This window comes from Chryseolinea lacunae (assembly GCF_016735595.1).
GTDB classification, from domain to species: Bacteria; Bacteroidota; Bacteroidia; order Cytophagales; family Cyclobacteriaceae; genus Chryseolinea; species Chryseolinea lacunae.
Window position 1 is genome coordinate 480,643 of sequence record NZ_JAERRB010000001.1, and the last position, 23,634, is coordinate 504,276.

Genomic DNA, 23,634 nt, shown 5'->3' on the forward strand with positions numbered 1-23,634 from the left:
ACCCACAACACAATCATCTCCACACCACAAGAATACTTCCCCACACTGAAAAAATCTTGCAGTTCAAAAAAGACGAGAAATATTTTAAAGGGACATCATTCAAACACAAACAGATGGCTATGCACTTATTTCTAAATAGACAATGAATGTTTTTTTTGGGCCGAATGTAAACTACTAGCCATCACAATATCCTTAAACCGATCCTCCACCAACACCGGCTTCCACCACAAACACGTAATCGTAATAAACGCCGGATGACGCCACGAATCACCATCAACAACTTCAATCATAACGGAACAATTTTGACCTACCCGAAAATAAAAATGGCCACTGCAATTACTTTGCAGTGGCCATTTTTCATCTCAAGGCCATTCGCCCACAATCAAGCACAATTTTATCGTGCACAAATTGTCGGCGTCGCGCCGACAATAATTATCCCAATTTCTCCAAAACGTCCATAACCTCTCTCACCGCTTTCCGGCTCGATTCCATCAACGCTTTTTCTTCACTGTTCAAATCCAACTCAATGATCCGTTCCACACCATTCTTACCCAACACCACCGGCACACCGAGGTAACAATCCTTAATACCATACTCCCCTTCAAGCTTAATACAAACAGGGAACACGCGACGTTGATCTTTCACAATCGCCTCTACCATCTGTGCTGCTGCCGAGCCGGGTGCATACCATGCCGACGTGCCCATCAGTTTCACCAGTTCGCCACCACCTACTTTGGTTCTTTCGAGGATAGCGTTCAGTTTATCTTTGTCGATCAGTTCTGTTACGGGAATACCAGCTACTGTGGTGTAGCGTGGCAGAGGTACCATGGTGTCGCCGTGACCGCCGAGCAAAATTGCCTGGATATCTTTGGGTGACACGTTGAGTGCTTCGGCGAGGAACGCGCGGTAGCGGGCGGTGTCGAGGATGCCGGCCATGCCCATGATGCGGGTGCGGGGCAGCTTCGAGGTGAGGTGCGCCTGGTAGGTCATTACATCCAACGGGTTGGACACAACGATCACGATGGCGTTGGGCGAGTGACGGATCACATTTTCCGTTACCGACTTCACAATGCCGGCGTTGGTTGTAATTAAGTCATCGCGGCTCATGCCCGGCTTGCGGGGAAGACCCGAGGTGATCACCACTACGTCCGAGTTGGCCGACTTTGCATAGTCGTTGGTGGCGCCCACGGTGCGGCTGTCATACAGGTCGATGGGGGCTTTCTGCCAGATGTCGAGTGCCTTGCCTTCGGCCAGACCTTCTTTGATGTCCACCAACACAATTTCGTTGGCCACTTCACGGTAGGCCAGCACATCGGCGCATGTAGCGCCCACATTGCCAGCGCCCACTACAGTTACTTTCATTTTAGAATTCGTTTAAAGTTTATTAGAAATGATTGCTCTTGATTCCAGAGGCCTTTTGATTAGGCGCGGCAAGTTATCAATAAGGGAGGATTTTGGAAATAAATTCATGGAAAAGCCTGGGGGTTGGGGGCTGGTGTTTTGGATGTGCGTTGTGCCATATGTTGACGGTTGTTGTTTGTGCTGAGCGGTTTGTGAGAGCAGGTGTTTTTGTGTGTCTGTCCCGTTCCGACGCGTCGGGGCAAGTTTGCCGCAGGGGCTTAACCCTAACCGCACGTGCCTTATGCTGGCCGAAAAAGGTCCGTCGTCGGTGTTCGGAACACCGTGTGTCAGGTTCGGGACGGCAAATTTGGCAGAGGGTGGAGTTAAAAGATGCGATGACGGATCTTTTATATGCGATGTCGGTATTCAAAGATGCAGTGACGCATCTTTGAACTCCGACATCGCATCTCCGGGCTTCGGTTTTGGGGGTGTTTTTTACGATGCTGCTTAAAAAAAATGAAAGGTCGCGGCTAAACATGCGGTCTTCGCATAAAAACATGGCGTGGACGGATGAAATAGTTGCATTCCAAACCAAAAACCTGACAACGCTGCATCTTTAACATCCATCACTGCATCTTTGAACTCCAGTGTTGGATCTTTAACATCCGTCACTGCATCTTTGAACCCCAGCGTTGGATCTTTAACATCCATCACTGCATCTCTGAACTCCAGTGTTGGATCTTTTACATCCGTCATTGCATCTTTGAACTCCGACGTCGGATCTTTTAATTCCGGTGTCGGATCTTTTAACTCCGGCGTTGGATCTTTTTAGTCCGATGATGAATCCACACCGTCTTAGGCCTGCGTGGTGAGCACAAACTTGAGGGTTTGTTTTGTGGCCTCCGTCACTTTGAAACGATCGTCTATGCGGTGGCCTGCCACCCACACAATGTGGCCGTGCGACTCCAGCACGGTAGCCGATTCTTTGTCGGCTATGGAGAGTTTTTTGTCTATGAAGAAATCGCTGAGTTTCTTTTTGTGGTCCATGCCCAGGGGATGAAAGGCGTCGCCGGGTTTCCACTTTCGCCACAGCAGCGGATATCTCAGCAAGCTTGCGTCGAGCACGGCTTCGGTGCCGGAGGTGCCGCGCTCGTTTGGCGCGCAGGGTTCTATGCGAAGGTGCCAGGGACCCAGCGTCGACTCGGTGGTGTCGTGGGCTACGGTCACATCGTGCCAGTGATGTTGATGCGGCGTGATGATGAGCACATCGCGATCGATCACCAGCAAGTGCGTGGCCGACAGGAATTTTTTTCCAGGCTGTCCTCTCAATGCCTGCACCACTTCTTTGGCTTGCTCGAAGTTGAACCCAAAGGTTTTGACAAAGCGCCACAACAACGACTGTGCCTGTGGATGCGCTTGCAAACCTTGTTTGGTCAAGGTTATTTTATCGCCCGCCTGGGTTATGTATTTCTTGCCCCACAACGCAAACGCTTCGTGCAGCACGGCCAGCTCGCCCTGAATTTTTTCGATGCCCGCCTGCCACGTGGTTTCGAGTGAAGGATTGAGTTCTTTGAGCAGGGGGATGATCTGGTGACGGATAAAATTTCGTTGGTAGTCGTCGGTGAGGTTGCTTTCGTCTTCGCGCCACGACAGCTTTTTGTCGGCGGCATATTTCTCCACTTGTGCGCGGGTGGCAAAGAGCAGGGGGCGGATAATGGTGCCGTTCTTCACGGGTATGCCGGCCATGCCTTCGGTAGAGGCACCGCGGGTGATGTTGAGGAGAATGGTCTCCATCGAGTCGTCGAAATGATGGCCTGTGGCGAGATACGCATAGTGGTGGGTGGTGCGTATTTCTTCGAACCAGGCGTAGCGCAGTTCGCGCGCGGCCATTTGGGTTGACAGTCCGTTTTCCCAGGCATAGGCTTCGGTGTCGAAGCGACGCACAAACACGGGAATGTTCAGGGCTGTGCAGGCGTCGTGCACAAAGGCTTCGTCGCCATCGGAGGCTTTGCCGCGAAGTTGGAAGTTGCAGTGGGCCACGCCCAGGTTGTAGCCTGCCGCATGAAAAAGATGGAGCATGGCCATGGAGTCTACACCGCCGCTCACGGCCAGCAAAAGGGTGTCGCCGGGGGTGCAAAGGTCAAACCGGGCAATGTGGTTCAGAAATTGCTCCTGCATGCTGCAAAGGTACGACGACCAGGGCGATTCCTGTTCGATCCCCTACTATTTTAACCATAAGCATCGTAGCTTGCACCCCATTTTATGACGGTATTCTGCACATCGGCCTTTCGTTTTCTTCTCCGCCCCGGCATGGCCGGCCTTGTTCTGCTCATGGTGGCCCTTGCCGCCGCGCCCGCCCAGGCCCAAAAGAAGGTGAAACTGAAGCAAGCCGACCAGCTTCGCGGCACGGGCAAAGGCGACGATAGCTATCAGCGGGTGCTCGGCAACGTGATTTTCGTGCAGAACACCACCACCATTTTCTGCGACTCGGCGCACTTCTACAAATCCAAAAACTATATCGAAGCCTTTGGTAGTGTGCGCATCCTGGAAGGCGACTCAGTGACCATCACCGGCAACAAACTGGAGTATGACGGCAACGTGAAGAAAGCCAAACTCCGAAACAATGTGGTGTTCACGAAACTGGCCACCTCCACACTCTATACCGACAACCTCGACTTCGACCGACCGAAAAATCTGGCCTACTATTTTAATGGCGGAAAACTGGTAGACAGCATCAACGTGCTCACCAGCCGCAAAGGCTACTACGACCTCACGTCGAACATGGCCTCGTTCAAAAAAGACGTGCACGTGAAGAACCCCGACTACACCATGACGTCGGACAGCTTGCAGTATAACTCGCGCACCAAGATCCTTTTCTTCCGCACCCCCACCAACGTGGTGGATAAAGACAGCAGCACCTTTGTTTACAATGGCGGCCAATACGACACCAAGACACGCCGCTCGGACCTGAAACTTGGCGAAGCCGAATCGACCGACTACAAACTTATGGGCGACGACTACCAACTGGACGACATCCGGAAGATTTATAAACTACGCGACAACGTGGTGATGACGTCGAAGAAAGAAAACATCGTGATCTATGGCCAGGCTGCCGACTACTATAAACTGAAAGGCCTCTCCAAAGTCTACAACAACGCCTACCTCGCCAAGGTGGACGATAAAAACGACACGCTCTTTATCTCGGCCGACACACTGGTGTCGATCGACAGTCCCGATCCGCAGAAGAAACGTTTGCTTGCCTACAACCACGTGAAGATCTGGCGCAAAGACCTGCAGGGCCTGGCCGACTCCATCGAGTATCGCTCGGCCGACAGCACCATCTACTTTTATAAAGATCCTGTGCTGTGGACGGAGGGCAACCAAATGACGGCCGACTCCATCCGCATGCTCATCAAGAACGGCACCATAGACCGCATCTTCATGAACGTGAACTCCTTTGTGATTTCGAAAGACACGCTCATCAACTATAACCAGATCAAGGGACGAAAGATGACGGCAGAGTTTCAGTACAAAAAAATCAGCCAGGTGATTGTGGAAGGCAACGGCGAAAGTATATACTCCATTCTATCGGAAAAGAAGGACGACAAGCCACTCACTTCCATGGGCCTGAACCGCATCATTTGCAGCAACATCACCATACGGTTCAAAGAAGGCAAGGTGAACAACCTTAGCTTCTATACAAAACCCGAAGCCCGCTTCATTCCTCCGCACGAACTCAAAGTCGAAGACACGGTGCTGAAAGGTTTCCTCTGGAAAGAAGACGGCAAGCCCAAACGCAACGATGTGGTGAAGCCGTTCAAGCGCAAAGAGTCGCCCAGCCCAATCCAGCCCTGAGGCACTGCCCCTGAATATGGGGGTGCTTCAAAATCATTATCGCACCACAAAGCTTCATCAAAAAAATTACCGCGCATGTGCGGAAACGATTGTGTTGAAAAAAAATGAGACCGCCGAACGAAAAACTTGGCTTTCTATTATGACAACCCGTTAAAATGTTTAAATTTTGTGAAACACAAAAAAACGTATGAAGTATTCGGTGTTGTTGGTAATTATCCTTGCTGTGTCCCGTGTCGGATTCAGTCAAGGGTTTGAGATCACCAGCCTCCAGGAATCCTACAAGGGCGTTATCGGCGAAACCATCAAAGCTCCCCTCCGCTTCCGCAACACCACCGACAAAGCCATCACCCTCATCATCCGCAAAGTGACCGGCCAGATCGGCGGCACACAAAAAAACTACTTCTGCATCGACAACAACTGTCTCGACCAGAAAGTGGAAGACTACATCGTGAAGGTTGACCCCGGCCAAACCCTGGCCAACTTCAACATCTCGCTCGAAGCGGGCTTTGTTTCCGGCGCAAGCACCCTCAAATACATCGTCTACAACAAGTCCAACCCAGGCCAGCCCATAGAGTTTGAGTTAAACTTCGATGTGGAAGAAAAGCCCGAGAAGCAAAGCCTCTACACCTCCCGGTTCATAACCCTGCACGACGTCTACCCCAATCCGGTGATCGACCATGCCCAGGTGGAATATAAAATCCTGAACGACCGGATCAAGGCCAAAATCGTTGTACACAACATCCTGGGCAACCCGGTGGGCGAATACAGCCTGCCGTCGCTGGAAAGCCTGGTTCGCATAAAAACCGACGATTTGAGCGCCGGAATCTATTTTTATACCCTCTATATCGACAATGAGGGGGTGATGACACGAAAGCTCATCGTAAAAAAATAAAACTTCTTTGCCCGTTCACGCATCTGTAAAGGAAAAAATGACGTTTTCCAGTTCTGGCTGTTTATATTATATTTGCGGGCTTATGCAACGTGTATCCTCATACCTTTCCCTGGCGCTGATCCTGATCATCGCTGTTTCGTGCAGCAAATTCCGGAAAATCGAGAAAAGCCAAGACTGGCGCGTCAAGTATGACGCGGCGTTGAGCTATTACAACAAAAAGGACTATTACAAGGCTTCGGTGCTGTTCGAACAGATCATTCCGATCGTGCGAGGCCTTCCCGAAGGCGAAAAAGTGCAGTTCTACCTGGCCTATTGCCAGTTCTATGACAAGCTGTACCTATTGTCGTCGGAGCAGTTCAAAACGTTCTACGAAACCTATGGTCGCAGCAGCATGGCCGAAGAAGCCCGCTACATGTATGCCTATTCGATGTATGCTTCCTCGCCAAACTCCAATCTGGACCAATCGAGCAGCGAAGACGCTATGGCGGCCATGCAGCAGTTTTTGAACCGCTACCCCCAAAGCCAATTCCGCGACAAAGCCGTCGAGGTGATTTTCACCACGCAGGAAAAACTGGAAAAGAAAGGGTTCGACAATGCCTATCAGTATTACCGCATGCGCAGCTACAAGGCGGCTATTGTGGCCCTGAATAATTTTAAAGACAACTTCCCCGACTCGAAATACCTGGAGCGCACCTACTACCTGGTGATCTCTTCGGAATATAAGTTGGCCGAGCAAAGCATCTACTCCAAGCAACTCGATCGCTACAAGGGCGTGGTGGAACACTACAAGGAATTTGTGGACCGCTATCCGGGCAGCACCTATCTCGAGGACGCCGAGCGCATGTATGCCGACAGCCTGGGGAAAATCACTAAATCAAAAAACAATAATTCGTAATCATATGGCAGTTCAATCATCAGTAGTAACCCGCGATGTAGAAAAAATCGCAGACCAAACCGGTAACATCTATGAATCGGTTGTGGTGATTTCGAAACGCGCGCGTCAGATCGCCGTGAACATCAAGGAAGAGCTCAACAACAAGCTGGCTGAGTTTGCCACCACGGTCGATAACCTGGAAGAAGTGTTCGAGAACCGCGAGCAAATTGAAATCTCGAAGTTCTATGAGCGCATGCCCAAGCCTACGACTACGGCAACGGAAGAATTTATCGAAGAAAAGCTGAACTTCCGTCTGCGCGGCGAAGGCGATACCAGACAGGAACTTTAATCACGGTCGGCCATGCCGAAGGGCAAGCGAATCGTGGTAGGCGTTTGTGGTGGCATAGCGGCCTATAAGTCGGCTGTGCTCGTGAGGCTTCTGGTGAAAGCCGGAGCCGAGGTGCAAGTGATCATGACGCCCGACGCGCATGAGTTCATCACGCCCCTCACCCTCTCCACCCTGTCGAAACGCCCCGCCCTCACGGAGTTTCAAAGCTCCGGCACGTGGAATAATCATGTAGACCTTGGGTTGTGGGCCGATGCCATACTGTTGGCACCGGCCACCGCCAACACCCTCGGCAAAATGGCCAACGGCATCTGCGACAACCTGCTGCTGGCCGTCTATCTCTCCGCACGCTGCCCTGTTTTTCTGGCCCCGGCCATGGACCTCGACATGCTGCAACACCCGGCCGTTCAGGCCAACCTTCAAAAACTGAAAAGCTTTGGCAACCACATCATCGACCCCGCCTTTGGCGAGCTGGCCAGTGGTTTGGTGGGCAACGGCCGCATGGCCGAACCCGAAGCATTGATAGCCCATCTCCAAAACTTCTTTACACCACAGAAATTAGCAGGCAAGAAAGTGCTGGTCACCGCCGGACCTACCTATGAAGCGCTCGACCCCGTGCGTTTCATCGGCAACCACTCCAGCGGCAAGATGGGTTTTGCCGTTGCCGAAGCGTTGGCCAACGCGGGTGCGGAAGTGAACCTGGTGTCGGGCCCCACGCAACAACATACGCAACACGCGGGGGTGAGCGTTACGTCTGTGACCTCCGCCGAAGAAATGTATAACGCCTGCGCCACACTCTTTCCCGCTGCCGACATCACCGTGCTGGCGGCCGCCGTGGCCGACTATCGCCCCGCGACAGTGGCCGATCAGAAAATCAAAAAGAAAGACGACGTGTTTAATCTTGAACTGGTGAAGACGCGCGACATCGCCGCCTCGCTGGGCAAACTGAAACACAACGGACAAATCATTGTTGGCTTTGCGCTGGAAACAGAACACGAACAGGCCAACGCACTAAAAAAACTGGAGGCCAAAAACTTTGACCTCATTGTGCTAAATTCCCTGCGCGACAACGGCGCGGGATTTGGACACGACACCAACAAGATCACCATCATGGACCGCAACCAGCAGGTGAAATCTTTCGACCTGAAATCGAAAGACGCTGTGGCCCAGGATATCGTGGCCGCCATAATCGAAAAATTGCATGGGTAAATACACACTTCTGTTTTTCCTGCTGCTGGGCACGGCAAGCATGGCATGGTCGCAAGAACTGAACTGCCTCGTCACCATCAACTCCACGCAAGTGACCACCAGCGATCGCGGCATTTTCCGCGACATGAAAACAGCCGTGGAGCAATTCATGAACACGCGCAAGTGGACCAACGATTCGTATAAGCCCTACGAGAAGATCAACTGCAACATGCTGATCACCATCACCAAGATGCCCGCCATTGGCAACTTCACGGCGTCGGTGCAGGTGCAGGCCGCGCGCCCGGTCTACAACACGAACTATTCCAGCCTCACCTTCAACTATGCCGACCGCGACTGGGAGTTTGAATACATCGAATCGCTGCCGCTTGAATTTAACGACAACACCTTCACCACCAACCTCACCTCCATGCTGGCCCTCTATGCCTACATGGTGATTGGTGTAGATGCCGACACGTTCAGCGAACTGGGCGGCACACCCTACTTTCAGAAGGCACTGGCCGTGGTGAACAACGCGCAACAATCTAACCGCGCCGGCTGGCAACCCCTGGGCAGCAACCGGAGCCGCTACTGGATTGTGGAGAACTATAACAACGCACAATCGGTGGATATGCGCAAAGCCCTGTATGCCTATCACCGGCTGGCACTCGACAACTTCGAGAAGGATCCGGACAAGAGCCGGGAAACAATATTGAAGAGCCTGCGCGATGTCAAGAAAATGCGCGACATCAACCCTGCCTCCATTCTGGTGATCAGCTTCTTCGACGCCAAGAGCAAGGAGCTGGCCAACGTGTTTTCGTCGGGCAGCATCCAGGTGCGGCGCGAGGCCTACGACATCATCACCACCATCGACCCCAGCAACCGGGCGGCCTACGACAAGATGATCCAGAACTGATTTCACCTTTCACGTGTTGGATTCATGCCCCGATTTCGGCAGCTTTGCCGGAACGACGCTGCACATGAGCACCAAACAATTACGCCTTAGCGACACTGAGCAAATCCGGAAACGGATCACGGAATTTTTGGGTAAAAAAATTAATATTGTGCTCACAGACGACACGGCCATGGTAGGCGAACTGGCGGCTGCCAACGCCACCGAAATAACCCTGGTGAACATGCGTCAGAAGAAAATGATCTACCGTTTAAACACCATCGCCGAAGTATACGTCGACACACGCGCCTAATGCTGAAACACCTCACCATACAAAACTACGCCCTCATCAAGCACCTCGTGCTGGAACCCTCGGCCCGTCTCAACGTGGTGACGGGCGAAACCGGTGCCGGAAAGTCCATCATGCTCGGCGCCATCGGCCTGCTGCTGGGCAACCGCGCCGACACCAAGGTGCTGTGGGACGAAGAACAGAAGTGCATCATTGAAGGAACCTTCTTTATCAAAGACTATAAACTCAAGTCGTTGTTCAAAAGCGAAGACCTCGACTACGACGACACCACGGTGATCCGCCGCGAGATCAGCCCCGGCGGAAAATCGCGCGCATTCATCAACGACACCCCGGTGACCCTGGAAGTGATGAAACGTTTGGGCACGTTGCTGATGGACATCCACTCGCAACACGAAACGCTGCAACTGGGGCAACAGAGCTTTCAACTGAAACTGGTAGACGCCTACGCCGGCAACACCACGTTGCGCGAACAATATGCCGCCGACTGGCAAGCCTATAGCAAGACGCGCAAGGAATACGACAACCTAGTATCCGAAGCCGACACGCTGCGCCAGGATGCCGACTACATCCGCTTCCAACTGGACGAACTGGTGCAGGCAAACCTGGAAGAAGGCGAACAGGATTCGATGGAGTCGGAACTGAAGATCATGGAGCACTCGGGCGAAATAAAAACACGCTTCCAGCAAGTGCTCGACCTGGTGAACAATTCGGAGTATGCCTCGCGCACCAGCCTCTCGGAAGCACGCGGCCACCTGAACGCGGTGGCAGCCTATGCACCAGCCTACGAAAACCTGCTGCAACGCCTCGACAGTTTGATTATCGAACTGGATGATGTGGCAGCCGAGATTGAACGCGAAGAAGAGAAAATAGAATTCGATCCGCAGCGTGCCGAGTTTGTGAAAGAACGCCTCAGTACCATTTACAAGCTGTTGAAAAAACATAAGGCCGCCGACCTGCGTGCCCTCATGGCCATACAAGAAGAGCTGTCGCAAAAGAACACGCTCACCTCCACCCTCGACGAGTCGCTGGAGGCCGCGAAGAAAGCTTTTGAACAAGCCCACAAAACCGTGACGGCCACCGCCAAAAAACTGACAGAGTCGCGCGTGAAAGTTTTTACTCCCCTTTGCAAACAACTCACCGGTTTGTTGCAAGAGCTGGGCATTCCCAACGCAACCCTTCAAATCGACACACAACCCGCAGAGCTTTCCGCACAAGGCGCCGACCGCATAGACATTTTGTTCAGCGCCAACAAGGGCGTGAGCCCACGCCCGCTGGCCCAGGTGGCATCGGGTGGCGAGTTCTCCAGACTCATGTTCGGCATCAAGTATGTGATGGCCGAGAAGGCCGCCATGCCCACGCTGATACTCGACGAAATAGACACGGGCATCTCGGGCGAAGTAGCCATCAAGTTGGGCAACCTCATGAAAACAATGGCCACACGCCACCAGGTGATTGCCATCAGCCACTTGCCCCAAATTGCCGCCAAAGGCGACGCACACTACTTTGTGTATAAGGACAACTCTTCCGCAAAAACCATCAGTTCCATCAAACTGCTGGGCGAAAACGACCGCGTGGAGGAAATAGCCAAGATGATTGGCGGTGCCAAGCCTTCGAAGATTGCGTTGGAAAATGCGCAGGAGTTGCTGAGTCAATAAACTTCCGGATGATGTGCCCGGGCTAATGCTGCCTCAGACGACTGATGGCTAAGGCTGTAAAACTTGTTGACGTCCCCACGAAATTCCGTAATTGTTTTCGTAGAGCTTGTAGAATCCAGTATTTCCAAAGAAAATATTAATCAGAATAAACGTCTCCCAAATTAAGTCACGCAACCGGCCGGTGGGTTGATTTATCATAACTCCTAACTGAGCGATTTTCCCATAGTGAAGCGGACGCGAATGCGTCATATGATCGTCGTAGCTTGAAAAATATTCTACGATCTCCGTAATGCGCACAGTCTCGACATCCTGTTTTCCGGCAAACATGTAGTTCGTCAGCCACGTTGTTACCAGCTGCTTGGAAAGTTTATCGGCATCTTCACAAATCTCCAAAAGATGTAGATCCAGCTTTTGCAATAGTGGAACATAAGCGGGCAACGTTTCTGGACCCTCCAGTTGTATCTTTTGTTTTGCATTTTCAAAACCATTGATAATAGAGCGCGCCGGAATGCCGTCGAGTTGTGGATCTATCGGCCCTAAGGTGGCGCTGGAGTGCAGGGTTATTTCATTTCCCGAGAGCGCCAGCATTGTCGCTGCGGAGTATGCAGAATGAGGTATGATAAAGTGCACCTCTCTGAATCTGTTTCTCAAAATGCCAACGATTCGTTCGGTCGCATTTGGATCGCCCCCGGGGCTGTGCAACAACACGTCTATAGATTCGTGCGCCGCGGGTATCGCATTTACCAAATCAGTAAAACCTTCAATGTCATCTAAAGCAATCGAGCTGGGGAGTTGCGTCTGGTCGAGAAACCTGGCTGCGTAAACAATCAACGGGCGACCGCGAAGTGCTTCGATCTCGGCATAGCACCGGGAACGAAATTCTCTTAGCCTGTCACCATCAACTTCTGGTGTCGGGTTTGAATGCAAAAATGTATACCAATCTTGAGTGGATCTAAATCTAACAATGGGGTTCTCTGCTGACGCTGAAACCGATTCTCTTACCTGAGCAGAGCTAACGCTAGAATTTTCTAAAGTTGGTACCGGGGCTGGTTGTTGTTCCTGACTTGACATTTATTTTGCCGGTTGATGAATCGCTGCTAATGCTAACCGTGACCTTTGTTTGCCCCATCGCCACATACGTTCTCTTCAATATTTCCTCAACATTTTTATAGTCAGAAAGGACCTTCTGAGTTTCTTGGGAGAGTTCTCCAAAATGCGTGTTGATCAATAAATTTTTCATAAACAGGTTAGTTTGGGATCGGATTTCTTTTCCTTGCCCGCATGCATAGGTAAATAAAATTATTCGGAAAACGATCCATGTTCCACCCACCCGTCAGACACTTCGAAAAAACAGGACTTTCAGTTAGACTTAACCATCAACAGAATCACAATTTGTGCCGACGAATATCGGAAAATCACTAACGATCATGCGGGGCTCTCAAAAAAACAACTCCTCTAAAATTTTTTAAAATTATTTTTTCCCGATCCGGAAAAACACCCCAAAAACTCGCCACTATAGCTACTGCGTCGCCACAGGCGTCATCGCTTTCACATTGTCTTTTTCCTTCTCTTCCCGCTTCTTCTTTTCTTTCTCGTCCTGGAGTTCATCTTTTATGCGGCGGCCCATGGTGTAGCGGAAGCGTTGCCAGAAACTTTCGCGCACGGTGATGGACACAAACTCTTTGCGGAAAGCCGAGTCGTAGTTGATGTTGGGTAGCGGGGTGTCATCCATTTTCAGGATGTCGAACACGATGGGGATGACTTTCACGCCGGGGCAATATTTTTTGGCAAAGCTTTTCAGCAGGCGGCCCTGATAGGGATCGGTGGCGACCGCTATTTTCTGAAAGCCCATTTGTTTGGCCATCTTCCACGAATAGTATACATTTTCGGTGCTGTGCTCGGCTTTGGTTTCAGAGAAGGTATGTTCGGCGGGAATGCCCAGGGTGTCGGCAATGATTTTCATGGCGATGCCTTCCACGTAGGGACTGTAGACGGCCGAGCCGGAGAAGATGATGTTTTTGGTGAAGCCGCTGTCGTAAAGATGTTTGGCCCAATAGATGCGCATCTTCATGACCGACGTTGTTTTTTCTTTTTCGTAGGGCACACCCGGCACAATCACCACGTCGTAGGGCTTGTCTTTTTTGGCCTGATCGTAGGCTTTGTGCGCATAGTGCGAGAACGAGCAGTGTGTCAGCAACAGGGCCACGGCCAGGCAAATGTGGAAATAGACAAAAAATCTCAAAAACTTCTTCAGGCGCTTATTCATGTTCTCTCCGGCAGTTATTCTTTTTCATTCACTCTCAGTTTCCAAGCAGCATCGTAGGCCAGTTTGCCATCGTCTACCATTTCGCGAATCACGTCCACAAACAGTTCGTGGTCGCGGGGGGCGATAATTTCTTCCAGTTCTTCCACGGTCATGGGTTTCTTTTTCAACACCGTGGCCACTTCGCCGTGCAGGTCTTCGTAGGCCTCCATGTTTTCGTGTTTCCGGTTTTGAATACAAACATCGCAGATGCCACAAGTGTTAAAGGTCTCCTCGCCAAAATAATCCTGAATCATCTGCATGCGGCAGCGGTGGGCGGTGGTGGCAAATGCCACCATGGCCTCCATTTTGCCAATAATCAACGTTCTGCGCGCTTCCATGCGCGCCAGATTCAACGACAGGCGTTGGGCGTCCTGCCGGGGCGTGAGGTAGGTGAGCTGCGGTTTGTCTTTCACGGGCTGGTAGACCAGCACCTGCAGCTCGTCGAGGTGTTTCAATATTTTCACCATTTCGGCCGTGGAAATCTTCAGTCCTTTGGCCAGCAGCGGTTCCGATATTCTGGCAAAGCCCGACATGAGCTCGCCCCCAAAAAGGCGCAACAGCATTTTGATGGGCGCATCAAACTGGGCATGGGCTACCTGGAATTCATAGAGTTTGCCCTTGTCGAGCGCGAGGTGTATGCGCGGGGGGCTGTAGAAACTTTCGTTGAATTGGATGAGGCCTTCTTCTTCCAGCTTCTTCAGCGCGGCATAGACTTCGGCGGCATGCACGTTGAAGCGCTCCGTGAAATCGTGGAGGTCGAAGTCGTAGCCCTGGCCTTCGCCGCTACCTTCGGCCAGCTGATAGTAGTTGGCAAGGGCCTGGTATATTTTTCGGAGATAGGCCGGTGCGGGTTGCGACTGCTCGGTTTTGGTTTTCAGGTTCAACACGTCGGCGTCGTTATAGATCATGACGGCGTAGGCGCGCTGGCCATCTCTTCCACCACGTCCGGCTTCCTGATAGTAGGACTCGATGTTTTCCGGAAGGTCGAGGTGAATCACGATGCGCACATCGGGTTTGTCGATGCCCATGCCGAAGGCGTTGGTGGCCACCATCACCCGCTTTTCGTTTTTGATCCACTCTTCCTGCCGGCGGTTGCGTTCTTCAAAGTCAAGGCCTGCATGATAGAACGAAGCGCTGATGCCTTTTTTCGAAAGCCATTCAGCAAAGTCCTGGGTGGCTTTGCGCGAGCGCACATAGAGGATGGCAGAGCCGTTCACTTTGGTGAGTATTTCCAACACCTTGCGTTCCTTGTGTTCGGCCTTGCGCACCACAAACGAGAGGTTGTGACGGGCAAACGATTTTTGAAACACACCCGCGTGTTTGCGAAAGGCCAGCTTGTCCATGATGTCGTCGCGCACCTGCTGTGTGGCCGTGGCCGTGAGGGCGATCACGGGCACCTCGGGCTTCTGCTCGCGCAGAGCAACAATTTTCAGATACGATGGCCGGAAGTCGTAACCCCACTGCGAAATGCAATGGGCTTCGTCTATGGCGATGAGGCTCACCTTCATTTGTTTGACGCGCTCCATAAAAAGCTCGGTGTGCAAACGCTCGGGCGACACGTAGAGAAATTTTATGGGACCATAGATGCAGTTGTTCAGCAGGATGTCTATTTCGCGCCACGGCATGCCGGAGTGAATGGACACGGCGTCGATGTTGCGTCGCTTCAGTTGCTCTACCTGGTCTTTCATGAGGGCGATGAGGGGCGTCACCACAATGCAAAGCCCTTCGCGCAACAATGCGGGCACCTGAAAACAGATGGACTTGCCCCCGCCCGTGGGAAGCAACGCCAGCGTGTCGTGACCTTGCAGCACGGAGTGAATGATCTCCTCCTGCCCCGGCCTGAACTGGCTGTGGTTCCAATACTGTTTTAATATGGTGTGAGGCGTCTCCAACAAAAACGAAGATAGGCGAAGGTTGGGCTATAAAAAAAAGACCCGGCAAGTTTCGACACCGGCCAGGTCTGGTTATGCGATGCGGGTTCGCCTATTTTGCCTGCGACTGCGATTGCATGAGTTTCATGCCGGCCTCACCCAGGTGTTTAAACAAAATGGCTTTGTATTCCTTGGTGTTCAGGTAGCCCCCGTTGGCGGCAAAAAACTCTTCAAACGGGGTGCCCCAGTCGCTGTTGCTGGGCATGATGAATCCGAACTGCTCGGCGGCCTTGTCGGCCAACGGGTGGCGCTTCACAGACTTCTTTAACTGCACCGCTTCGAGATAGAACGCCAGGTCGAGGTAAGCCATGCCTTTGTTGTCTGACAGCATTTTCTCGAGTGTTTCCTGGCTGGTGGTGGTGTAGGTGATTTTGAGGTCAGGGAAATATTTCTCCTTGAGTTCAAGCGTGCGCTTTTCGTTGAGCGTGCCCTTGGCGGTGTAGGCCGTGAGGCCCGAGAATGTTTTGGGCATGTCTTCGAGCTTGTTCAGGTTCGACACTTTGTTTTGGGTGACCAGAATGGCAAAGTTGGTGATGAAGGGCGGGCTGAATTTCACTTCCTTCTTGCGCTCTTCGGTGATGGTGACGTTGCCCAGGCCCACCACGCCGCCTTTCGATATCTTCACTTTATCGTACATGCCCCGGAAGTTGGAGCCGTCGCCTACAAACTTGAATTCGATGTCAACTTTTTTATTGTCTTTCACCCAGGTTCTGAAGTCTTTCATGATGTCGATGCAGATGCCGGTGAGCTGACCGGAGTTGTCTACATAGATGAAGCTGGGCGTTTGCACGTAGGCGAGCGTCAAGGTGCCTTTTCCGCTTTTTTTGGTCTGCTTCCAGGTGTCGCCCGTATAGGATTGGGCCATGGAAGCCGACGCGGCCACGAACAGTAACAAGTTGGTAATAAGGGTTCTCATGGGTCAGGTTAATTCAACCCCTGAGTTAGAAGATTCGCGATAATAATTTCGCGTTGCTGTAATATCGACGTTAGTTTTTCAGTCATATTACAGATTACCATGTTATTTTTTCTTTCCGGAGAAAAGCATCCACACCACGCTTGCAATCATCGCTTGCGCGGGCTTCGGCGTTGCGTTCTGCTGCAAACGTTAGCGCTTCCGACAGGGCTAAACTCTGCACGTGCGCGATCATTTGCTTGGTCATCATCATGGCGTGGGTTGAGTTGGTGCGGATGAGATTGGCGGCAAACTCATGTGTCTCGGCTTCCAGTTTTTCTCTTGGCACAACGTGGTGAATAAGCGACAGGTGTTTTGCTTCGTCGGCCGTGATCAGCTCGCCACTCAGCAACAACCGCTTGGCATGCGACTCGCCCACCTTGCGCAACAGAAACACCATGACAACGGCGGGTATGAAACCGATGCGCACTTCGGTGTAGCCAAACTTGGCTTCGGGTGCGGCAAACACAAAGTCGCACACCGCCGCCAGCCCACAGCCCCCCGCCAGCGCATGGCCCTGCACCTGGGCGATGATCACTTTCTTGAGCGTGTACATCAACAGAAACAATTCTTTCAGGTGGCTGGAGTCGGCCAGGTTTTGTTCGTACGAAAATTCCTGGAGCTTTTGCAGATAGGCCAGGTCGGCTCCCGCGCAAAATGCTTCGCCTTCCGCTTTCAGAATAATCACTTTCACCGTGGGGTCGTCGCCCAGCAGAGCAAAAGCTTCCTTCAACTCTCCCACCAGCTCAAAGCTCAGGGCATTGCGTTTCTCGGGGCGGCTCAGTGTGATGACGCCGATGTGGTTGTCGATGGAATAGTGGATGTAGTTCATGGGTATCATAGCGATAGTCTGGTATTGTTCATGGGTTTATAGATTGACCGCCGGCAATGCGAACGCGCCATCGTGAAGCACGGCGTGCAACGGTAGCTTCAGGCGCCCGGCTTGCGTCCGCAGTTTTTCTGATGTGTAGAAAGAGTTGCTGCCATCTAGGATAATTTGGCACGCATGAATGGCGCGCAGCTCCTGTAAATCCCTCACGGCATTGCGGCTGATCATGATGTAATCAACAGCCAACCCCGGCGAAAGTTTGAAGCCCCTGGCAAAAATCCGGAGAATGGTTTTTCCCTGCCACACCATCACCTCGCATCCCTCGCCCACGTTTGCCCGCGTGGCTTGTGATGCGTGCACGGCCGCGCCGGCGCGAATGCGGTTGGGGGCTATGTGAAAACGAATTTTGCCCGCGTCGTTGGCCAGCGCGGAGTCGCCCCAGAAAAACACTTGTCCTTCGTCCACAAAATCGACGGCCGAAAATCCCGGCGTCTTATACACGGTGAAGGTGTGTTGTTCAACCTCGTTGCGAATGTATTCAAACTGCAAAACAGAAAAGAACGTGGCGGCGCATACGGCCACACCCAGCCAGCGCAGTTGTTTTGTTTCGAGCAACAACACCAGGCAAAGCAACACCAGCGCGAGCAGGTAAAATTGTGCGGGGGTGATGTAGATGTTTTCGATTCGGCTGAGCGGCAGATTCTCCACACCAAACACAAACGCATTCATGATCTTGACAATCCATCCCAACACCATGCCCAGAAAGTTTGCAATTACCGGAACGGCACCGACCGCCAACACCACCAAACCCAACACCAGCACACCAAAGGAAGCGGGAATGGCCACCAGGTTGGCCACCAGAAAATAGTTGGGAAACTGATGGAAGTAGAGCAACCCCAGGGCAAACGTTGCACCCTGCGCGGCGATAGACACACTCGAAACTTTCCACACTTCGTCCACCACACGCGCACGCGGTTCCCACAACGCATACAACGGCGGATGAAGATAGACGATGCCCGCCACGGCCAGGTAGGAAAGCTGAAACCCCACCGACATGATCATGAAAGGATCGTAGAGCAACAAACAAAACGCCGACGCGGCCAGCGTGTTATACATGTTCGTTTGCCGGTTCCACGGCTTGGCCAGCGCCATAAACGAAAACATGGCCACCGCGCGCAACACCGACGGCGAAAGTCCCGTCACAAAGGCATAGCCCCACAACACAACAATGCTCACCACGGCCAGCACCCATTTGCCCCGCGCTGTTTTTTGAAGCGGCCGAAGCAGCAACAACAACAGCCAATAGACAATGCCCACATGCAAGCCCGACACCGACAACACATGCAACGCACCCGTGGCAGCATAGGCCTGCAACAGTTCATTGTCCAACCCTTCGGTAACACCCAACACCAATGCCGACGCCAACGTGCGCTCGCGAAGGCCGGGCACATATTTCTTCAACGTGCCATCGGCCCATTGCCTCACGGCTATGGCGTGGCGCATAATAACACTGGGGGGCGCATAGTCAACACGCAACGCCGCATGCTTGCCGCGCACAAACTGCTGATGATAGATCTGACGGTAGCTTAAGAACTTCTGATAGTCAAACTCGCCCGGGTTGCCCGGAGGGGAAACAACCTGCGGTGTGCCGCGAATGAGCAACACATCGCCATATTGAAAGGGTTCTTTAAAATCCTGTTTCGAAAAGTAGAGCATCACCTTGCCTTCGCGCGCCTGCCACGCTCCCTGCGTGTTTACGCGAACCACGTCGCCCACCATTTTCCACGACTTGTCTTTTTCTTCGGGCGCTGTAGACACAACGGCCTGGTAGTACGCCACGGGCGTTTCAAGTTTCAGGAGATGATCGGCGTGACGGGAGGCTGTGTGTGATACTGTGGCGAGATAGCCCGCAAAGAAAATTGCCGCAAGCCCTACAAAGCCCGGATTGATTTGCAGTGTGCGATAGGCACCTCCAAAAATCAGGTAGAGCGCTGTGCATGCGGCGAAGAGACTGGTGGCCACGCTCCACTCCATGGCATCGGGCCGGTGAATGGCCAGCAGGATGCCGCCGCAAAAAAACACCACGATGCGGACGAAGGCGTATGGTATCCACCGGATCATGGAGAAAGATACAGAATTTCTCTAAGTAGTTTCCGCGAGCATGTGCTAAGTAGTTTCCTTGCCGTAGGCTTCAATGATGTCGCGCACGAGGCGGTGACGCACCACGTCTTTTTCGTTCAGTTCCACAAAGCCGATGCCCTTCACGTCTTTCAAAATGCGGGTGGCTTCTTTCAGTCCGGAGCTTTGGCGCACGGGCAAGTCGATCTGCGAGATGTCGCCGGTCACAATCATTTTCGATTCGGGGCCCATGCGGGTGAGAAACATTTTCATTTGCATGGGTGTGGTGTTCTGCGCTTCGTCGAGCAGAATGAACGCATTGTTCAACGTTCGTCCACGCATGTAGGCCAGCGGCGCAATCTCGATGATTTCGCGTTCCATGTAGAAGCCGAGTTTTTCGAACGGTATCATGTCGTTCAGGGCGTCGTAGATGGGGCGCAGGTAGGGATCGATTTTTTCTTTCAGATCGCCGGGCAAAAAGCCGAGGTTCTCGCCCGCTTCCACGGCCGGACGGGTGATGATTATTTTTTTGACCTGTTTGTTTTTCAACGCCTTCACGGCCATGGCCACAGAGATGTAGGTCTTGCCGGTGCCGGCGGGGCCGAGGGCAAACACAAGGTCGTTGTCTTTCACCAGCTGCACCAGCTTTTGCTGGTTGGCCGTTTTGGGTTTGATGGGATTGCCCTTGGTGCCATAGATGATCACGTCTTCGGCAGCCTGCTGTTCGGCCTGCACCTCTTCGTGTTCGCGTTCAATATAGGCTTGCACGTTCTCTTCGGTGACGCGGCCGTATTTGTGATAGTGGTCAACGAGCGATGTGAGCAAATCGTCGATCTGCCCGATCTCGGCGGTGGGGCCTTTGATGAGAATCTGGTTGCCACGCGAGATGATCCTGCTCTTGGGGAAGGCGGCCGACAGGGTGTCGATGGTCTTGTTTTCCAGCCCCAGAAAGTCGACCATAGATATATTTTCCAGTGTAACTACTTTTTCAGTCAAACGAATTAGAATTTATAGGTAAAAAACAATGTGGATTAAAAATGTTTACTTTGCCAAATCAAAATTAACGAATATCTGCGGCAGCATCAACCATGGCCATTGTTACGCTTCTTACGGATTCTGGCGAAAGTGATCATTACGTGGCCGCTGTCAAAGCTAAGATTATCAGCCTGAATCCAGGCGTTCGCATCGAAGACATCAGTCACCAGATCAAACCTGCCGACATTGCCCACGCCGCCTTTGTGCTGCGGGCGGTTTTCCGCGATTTCCCCAAGGGCACCGTGCACCTGGTGGGTGTGGATTCAACAGGAAACCGGGGCGATGCGTTCATTGCCCTGCAACTGGAGGAACATTATTTTGTGGGCTGCGACAACGGGCTGTTCGGCCTCATCAGCGATCGGCCGCATCAGCAACTGGCCGAGCTCAACACCATCAACCCCGTGACCACCACCTTTCCGGAGCGCGACATTTTTGCGCATGCCGCCGCCAAGCTGGCCAGTGGCGTGTCTATTACCAACCTGGGCAAGCCCATGCCCATGTTCAAAAAAATGATCGACCGGCAGATGAAAGCCACCAAAAAGCAAATCACGGGCAGCATCATCCGTGTCGACAACATGGGCAACCTCATCACCAACATCACCAAAGACGCCTTCGATGTGCTGAGCCAGGGCAAAGGCTACACCATTCAGTTTGGCGGCGAAAAATTCAGACGCATCCACGCCCAATACAGCCAGGCCGAAGAAGGCGAATGCTTCATTGTGTTCAACAGCCTCAACCTGCTGGAGGTCGGCATCTATAAAGGCAACGCTGCCGAATTGCTCGGACTTGGTTATGGAGGGGCAGTGAATGTGGTGTTCGACGAATGACGTCTGTCTTTTTTGAACACCGCTACTTTCCGTACCTTTCTTCTCACCAAACGCTTTCCGCCTATGCTCATCCGCATCGTACGCATGCATTTCCTGGAATCGGGTGTCGACGAATTTCTGACGCTCTTTGATGAATACAAAACCCGCATCCGGAATTTTGAAGGCTGCTCGCACCTCGAGCTGATGAAAGACGCCAACGAACCCAACACCTTCATCACCTACAGCCACTGGCGCGATGCCCACGCCCTGGAAAACTATCGCCGCTCCGAGCTTTTCAATTCTGTGTGGGGCACCACAAAAACACTTTTCGCCGAACGCACCCAGGCGTTTTCAATGGAGAAATTTATTGAAGTGTAGGCGCCGGTTTGCACGCTGCCAGCAGCCCCGGACGAAACCTGACGAAACAAATCCATTCCTCTGATTTTTATCAGCCGGCTTGCACCCGCACATGTGTTACTTACAACAAAAAAACACATCATGGCTTCCGTGCACAAGTTTCACATTCCCGTCATGGGCTTGGCGTTCACCATAGACTCGCCCATCAAAGTGGCGCGCTTCGGCATCACATCAACCCTTTCTATCATCGAAGACAAACTCGTTGAACTGATGCGCGCGCACTACTGCCAGACGCGGCACGAACACTACGAGCCCATCACATCGCACCAGCCCGACTATCGCGCCCGGCGCATCCAGGAATATCTGAACCTGATGAACCGGATTGTGGAACAGCAAATGGAACAACTGAAAGCGCTGCCCTTCGAAGAAGGATCGGAACTCTCCAAATATTTCGAGATGCTTCCGTCGAAAAGCGAATTGCGCACGGTCTATGAGCTGATGCTGGGCGCACAACCTCCCCAGAAAGAACAATTGCAACAATACCTGCGCACACAACTTGTTGCCGGCGCCATCGATGTGAACATCATGACCAAGGTCGACAAAGACAACCCGCAAACCCAAAGCGACACAACGCCCGATTCGTCTGATGCCCTGGCGGCGTTGCGTGGTTATGCCAACAGTGTGCTGGTCAATTCGTCGGTTGTTTTTTCGGCCGGCATGAACCCGCGGCTCTTCAACTACCTGGAGCGCCTTCCGGCGTTTGATGCGCGGGCGTGGGGTGTGTTTGATAAGAAGATTGTGATTAAGGTGAGCGACTACCGGTCGGCCCTCATCCAAGGAAAGTTCCTGGCCAAGAAAGGCGTTTGGGTGAGCGAGTTCCGCATCGAGTCGGGACTAAACTGCGGCGGCCATGCGTTTGCCACCGACGGCAGTTTGATGGGACCCATACTGGAAGAATTCAAAACCCGGCGCAAGGAACTTGCAGAGGCGTTGTTTCAACTCTACAAGCCCGTGGCCGAAAAGAAAACGGGACTGGTCTTTGCACGCCCCCATCCCGTGGCCATCACCGTGCAAGGTGGCGTGGGCACCCACGAAGAAGCCGAGTTCCTGCTCAAAAAATACGACATCGAAAGTGTGGGCTGGGGCACGCCCTTCCTGCTCTGCCCCGAAGCCACCACCGTTGACCAGGAAACGCTTCACCTGCTTTCGGCCGCAAAAGAAAAGGATGTGATCTTAAGCAAAAATTCACCGCTGGGCATCCGGTTCAACTACCTGAAGGGAACCTCGGCAGAGAAAGAAAAACTGGCGCGCATTGCCAAGGGAAAGCCGGGAAGCCCGTGCACGGAAAAGTTTCTGGTGAGCAACACCGAATTCACCAGGGAACCCATCTGCACAGCATCGCACAAATATCAAAAACAAAAAATAGCACAACTTCAAACACTCGACCTTTCGGTGGAGGAGTATGAGCGTCAATATAACGAAGTGGTGAGCAAAGAGTGTTTGTGCGTTGGCCTGAGCAACGCCGCCGTGGTGGAATATAACTTGCCGCCCATTAAAGGACTCACATCTGTCAATATCTGCCCCGGCCCCAACATTGCTTATTTCAGCAAGATTGTGACCCTGCGCGAAATGACCGATCATATTTATGGAAGAGTCAATGTGCTGGTTGATCAAACCAGGCCACACATGTTCATCAAAGAATTGCAACTGAACGTTGCGTATGTGAAAGAACAGTGGCTGGCGTTGAAGAAGGGCGACGCGAAATCTTTGAAAGATATTCTTGATTTCACCACCCAACTCCTGACCGGCATTGACTATTATCATTCTATTGAGACAACCCTTCACAACACAGAAGGCTTCAAGAACCAACTCAACAGCCTCAGCGCCGAAATCAAAGACATCGCAGCGCTTGCCAATGCTTCAGCAAAAGATTCACTGGTGGTTCGTTAAG

The 23,634-nt window shown here is 52.3% G+C and carries 22 protein-coding genes; 11 read left to right on the top strand and 11 right to left on the bottom strand.

Going from position 1 to position 23,634, the window contains the following annotated elements:
* Positions 1-432 precede the first annotated feature (432 nt).
* The 3 genes from mdh to tilS form a co-directional block, all read right to left on the bottom strand.
* Complete coding sequence (gene mdh / locus JI741_RS01720; RefSeq protein WP_202006874.1) at positions 433-1,362, bottom strand: malate dehydrogenase; 930 nt, start codon at positions 1,360-1,362, stop codon at positions 433-435.
* A gap of 486 nt (positions 1,363-1,848) precedes the next feature.
* Positions 1,849-2,097, bottom strand: coding sequence for a hypothetical protein (locus JI741_RS01725; protein ID WP_202006875.1), 249 nt, complete (start codon positions 2,095-2,097; stop codon positions 1,849-1,851).
* Positions 2,098-2,196: 99 nt separating this feature from the next.
* The gene (gene tilS, locus JI741_RS01730; protein ID WP_202006876.1) at positions 2,197-3,519 is read right to left on the bottom strand and encodes a tRNA lysidine(34) synthetase TilS; all 1,323 of its coding nucleotides are present in this window, start codon (positions 3,517-3,519) and stop codon (positions 2,197-2,199) included.
* Between the two features lie 84 nt (positions 3,520-3,603).
* On the opposite strand from tilS, the gene JI741_RS01735 reads away from it, so the two are divergent.
* The 8 genes from JI741_RS01735 (at position 3,604) to recN (ending at position 11,350) form a co-directional block, all read left to right on the top strand.
* Complete coding sequence (locus JI741_RS01735; RefSeq protein WP_202006877.1) at positions 3,604-5,196, top strand: OstA-like protein; 1,593 nt, start codon at positions 3,604-3,606, stop codon at positions 5,194-5,196.
* A gap of 187 nt (positions 5,197-5,383) precedes the next feature.
* Positions 5,384-6,088 (top strand): T9SS type A sorting domain-containing protein, encoded by a 705-nt coding sequence (locus tag JI741_RS01740; RefSeq protein ID WP_202006878.1) that lies wholly within the window; start codon positions 5,384-5,386, stop codon positions 6,086-6,088.
* A gap of 82 nt (positions 6,089-6,170) precedes the next feature.
* On the top strand, positions 6,171-6,983 hold the full coding sequence (locus JI741_RS01745) for an outer membrane protein assembly factor BamD (protein ID WP_236675831.1): 813 nt from the start codon (positions 6,171-6,173) through the stop codon (positions 6,981-6,983).
* Positions 6,984-6,987: 4 nt separating this feature from the next.
* Positions 6,988-7,311, top strand: coding sequence for a DNA-directed RNA polymerase subunit omega (locus JI741_RS01750; protein WP_202006880.1), 324 nt, complete (start codon positions 6,988-6,990; stop codon positions 7,309-7,311).
* Positions 7,312-7,323: 12 nt separating this feature from the next.
* Positions 7,324-8,517: a bifunctional phosphopantothenoylcysteine decarboxylase/phosphopantothenate--cysteine ligase CoaBC gene (coaBC, locus tag JI741_RS01755; RefSeq protein WP_202006881.1), complete on the top strand. Its 1,194-nt coding sequence runs from the start codon at positions 7,324-7,326 to the stop codon at positions 8,515-8,517.
* Complete coding sequence (gene porD / locus JI741_RS01760) at positions 8,510-9,409, top strand: type IX secretion system protein PorD (RefSeq protein ID WP_202006882.1); 900 nt, start codon at positions 8,510-8,512, stop codon at positions 9,407-9,409. The genes coaBC and porD overlap by 8 nt, the downstream gene beginning before the upstream one ends.
* 64 nt (positions 9,410-9,473) lie before the next feature.
* Entirely contained in the window at positions 9,474-9,698 is a 225-nt protein-coding gene (locus JI741_RS01765; RefSeq protein WP_202006883.1) for a hypothetical protein, read from the top strand.
* Entirely contained in the window at positions 9,698-11,350 is a 1,653-nt protein-coding gene (gene recN, locus JI741_RS01770) for a DNA repair protein RecN (RefSeq protein ID WP_202006884.1), read from the top strand. Before JI741_RS01765 ends, recN begins: the two co-directional genes overlap by 1 nt.
* Before the next feature lie 48 nt (positions 11,351-11,398).
* Here the strand turns inward: recN and JI741_RS01775 are convergent, their stop codons facing one another.
* The 8 genes from JI741_RS01775 to JI741_RS01810 form a co-directional block, all read right to left on the bottom strand.
* Complete coding sequence (locus tag JI741_RS01775; RefSeq protein WP_202006885.1) at positions 11,399-12,421, bottom strand: SDH family Clp fold serine proteinase; 1,023 nt, start codon at positions 12,419-12,421, stop codon at positions 11,399-11,401.
* Positions 12,369-12,590, bottom strand: coding sequence for a hypothetical protein (locus JI741_RS01780; protein ID WP_202006886.1), 222 nt, complete (start codon positions 12,588-12,590; stop codon positions 12,369-12,371). The genes JI741_RS01775 and JI741_RS01780 overlap by 53 nt, the downstream gene beginning before the upstream one ends.
* 279 nt (positions 12,591-12,869) lie before the next feature.
* Positions 12,870-13,616, bottom strand: coding sequence for a YdcF family protein (locus tag JI741_RS01785; protein WP_202006887.1), 747 nt, complete (start codon positions 13,614-13,616; stop codon positions 12,870-12,872).
* 14 nt (positions 13,617-13,630) lie between these two features.
* Positions 13,631-15,547, bottom strand: coding sequence for a RecQ family ATP-dependent DNA helicase (locus tag JI741_RS01790; RefSeq protein ID WP_202006888.1), 1,917 nt, complete (start codon positions 15,545-15,547; stop codon positions 13,631-13,633).
* Positions 15,548-15,638: 91 nt separating this feature from the next.
* On the bottom strand, positions 15,639-16,502 hold the full coding sequence (locus JI741_RS01795; RefSeq protein ID WP_202006889.1) for a substrate-binding periplasmic protein: 864 nt from the start codon (positions 16,500-16,502) through the stop codon (positions 15,639-15,641).
* Between the two features lie 94 nt (positions 16,503-16,596).
* A complete protein-coding gene (locus tag JI741_RS01800) occupies positions 16,597-17,379 on the bottom strand; it encodes an enoyl-CoA hydratase/isomerase family protein (protein WP_369411712.1) in 783 nt (260 codons plus the stop codon).
* 27 nt (positions 17,380-17,406) lie between these two features.
* A complete protein-coding gene (locus JI741_RS01805; RefSeq protein WP_202006891.1) occupies positions 17,407-19,488 on the bottom strand; it encodes a ComEC/Rec2 family competence protein in 2,082 nt (693 codons plus the stop codon).
* A gap of 45 nt (positions 19,489-19,533) precedes the next feature.
* The gene (locus JI741_RS01810) at positions 19,534-20,481 is read right to left on the bottom strand and encodes a PhoH family protein (protein ID WP_202006892.1); all 948 of its coding nucleotides are present in this window, start codon (positions 20,479-20,481) and stop codon (positions 19,534-19,536) included.
* A gap of 92 nt (positions 20,482-20,573) precedes the next feature.
* Here JI741_RS01810 and JI741_RS01815 point away from each other — a divergent pair, with 92 nt between their 5' ends.
* The 3 genes from JI741_RS01815 (at position 20,574) to JI741_RS01825 (ending at position 23,633) form a co-directional block, all read left to right on the top strand.
* Positions 20,574-21,347, top strand: coding sequence for an SAM hydrolase/SAM-dependent halogenase family protein (locus JI741_RS01815; protein WP_202006893.1), 774 nt, complete (start codon positions 20,574-20,576; stop codon positions 21,345-21,347).
* Positions 21,348-21,410: 63 nt separating this feature from the next.
* Positions 21,411-21,704, top strand: a complete 294-nt coding sequence (locus tag JI741_RS01820; protein WP_202006894.1) for a putative quinol monooxygenase — start codon at positions 21,411-21,413, stop codon at positions 21,702-21,704.
* Between the two features lie 120 nt (positions 21,705-21,824).
* Complete coding sequence (locus tag JI741_RS01825) at positions 21,825-23,633, top strand: hypothetical protein (protein WP_202006895.1); 1,809 nt, start codon at positions 21,825-21,827, stop codon at positions 23,631-23,633.
* The last annotated feature ends 1 nt before the right edge of the window (position 23,634 follow it).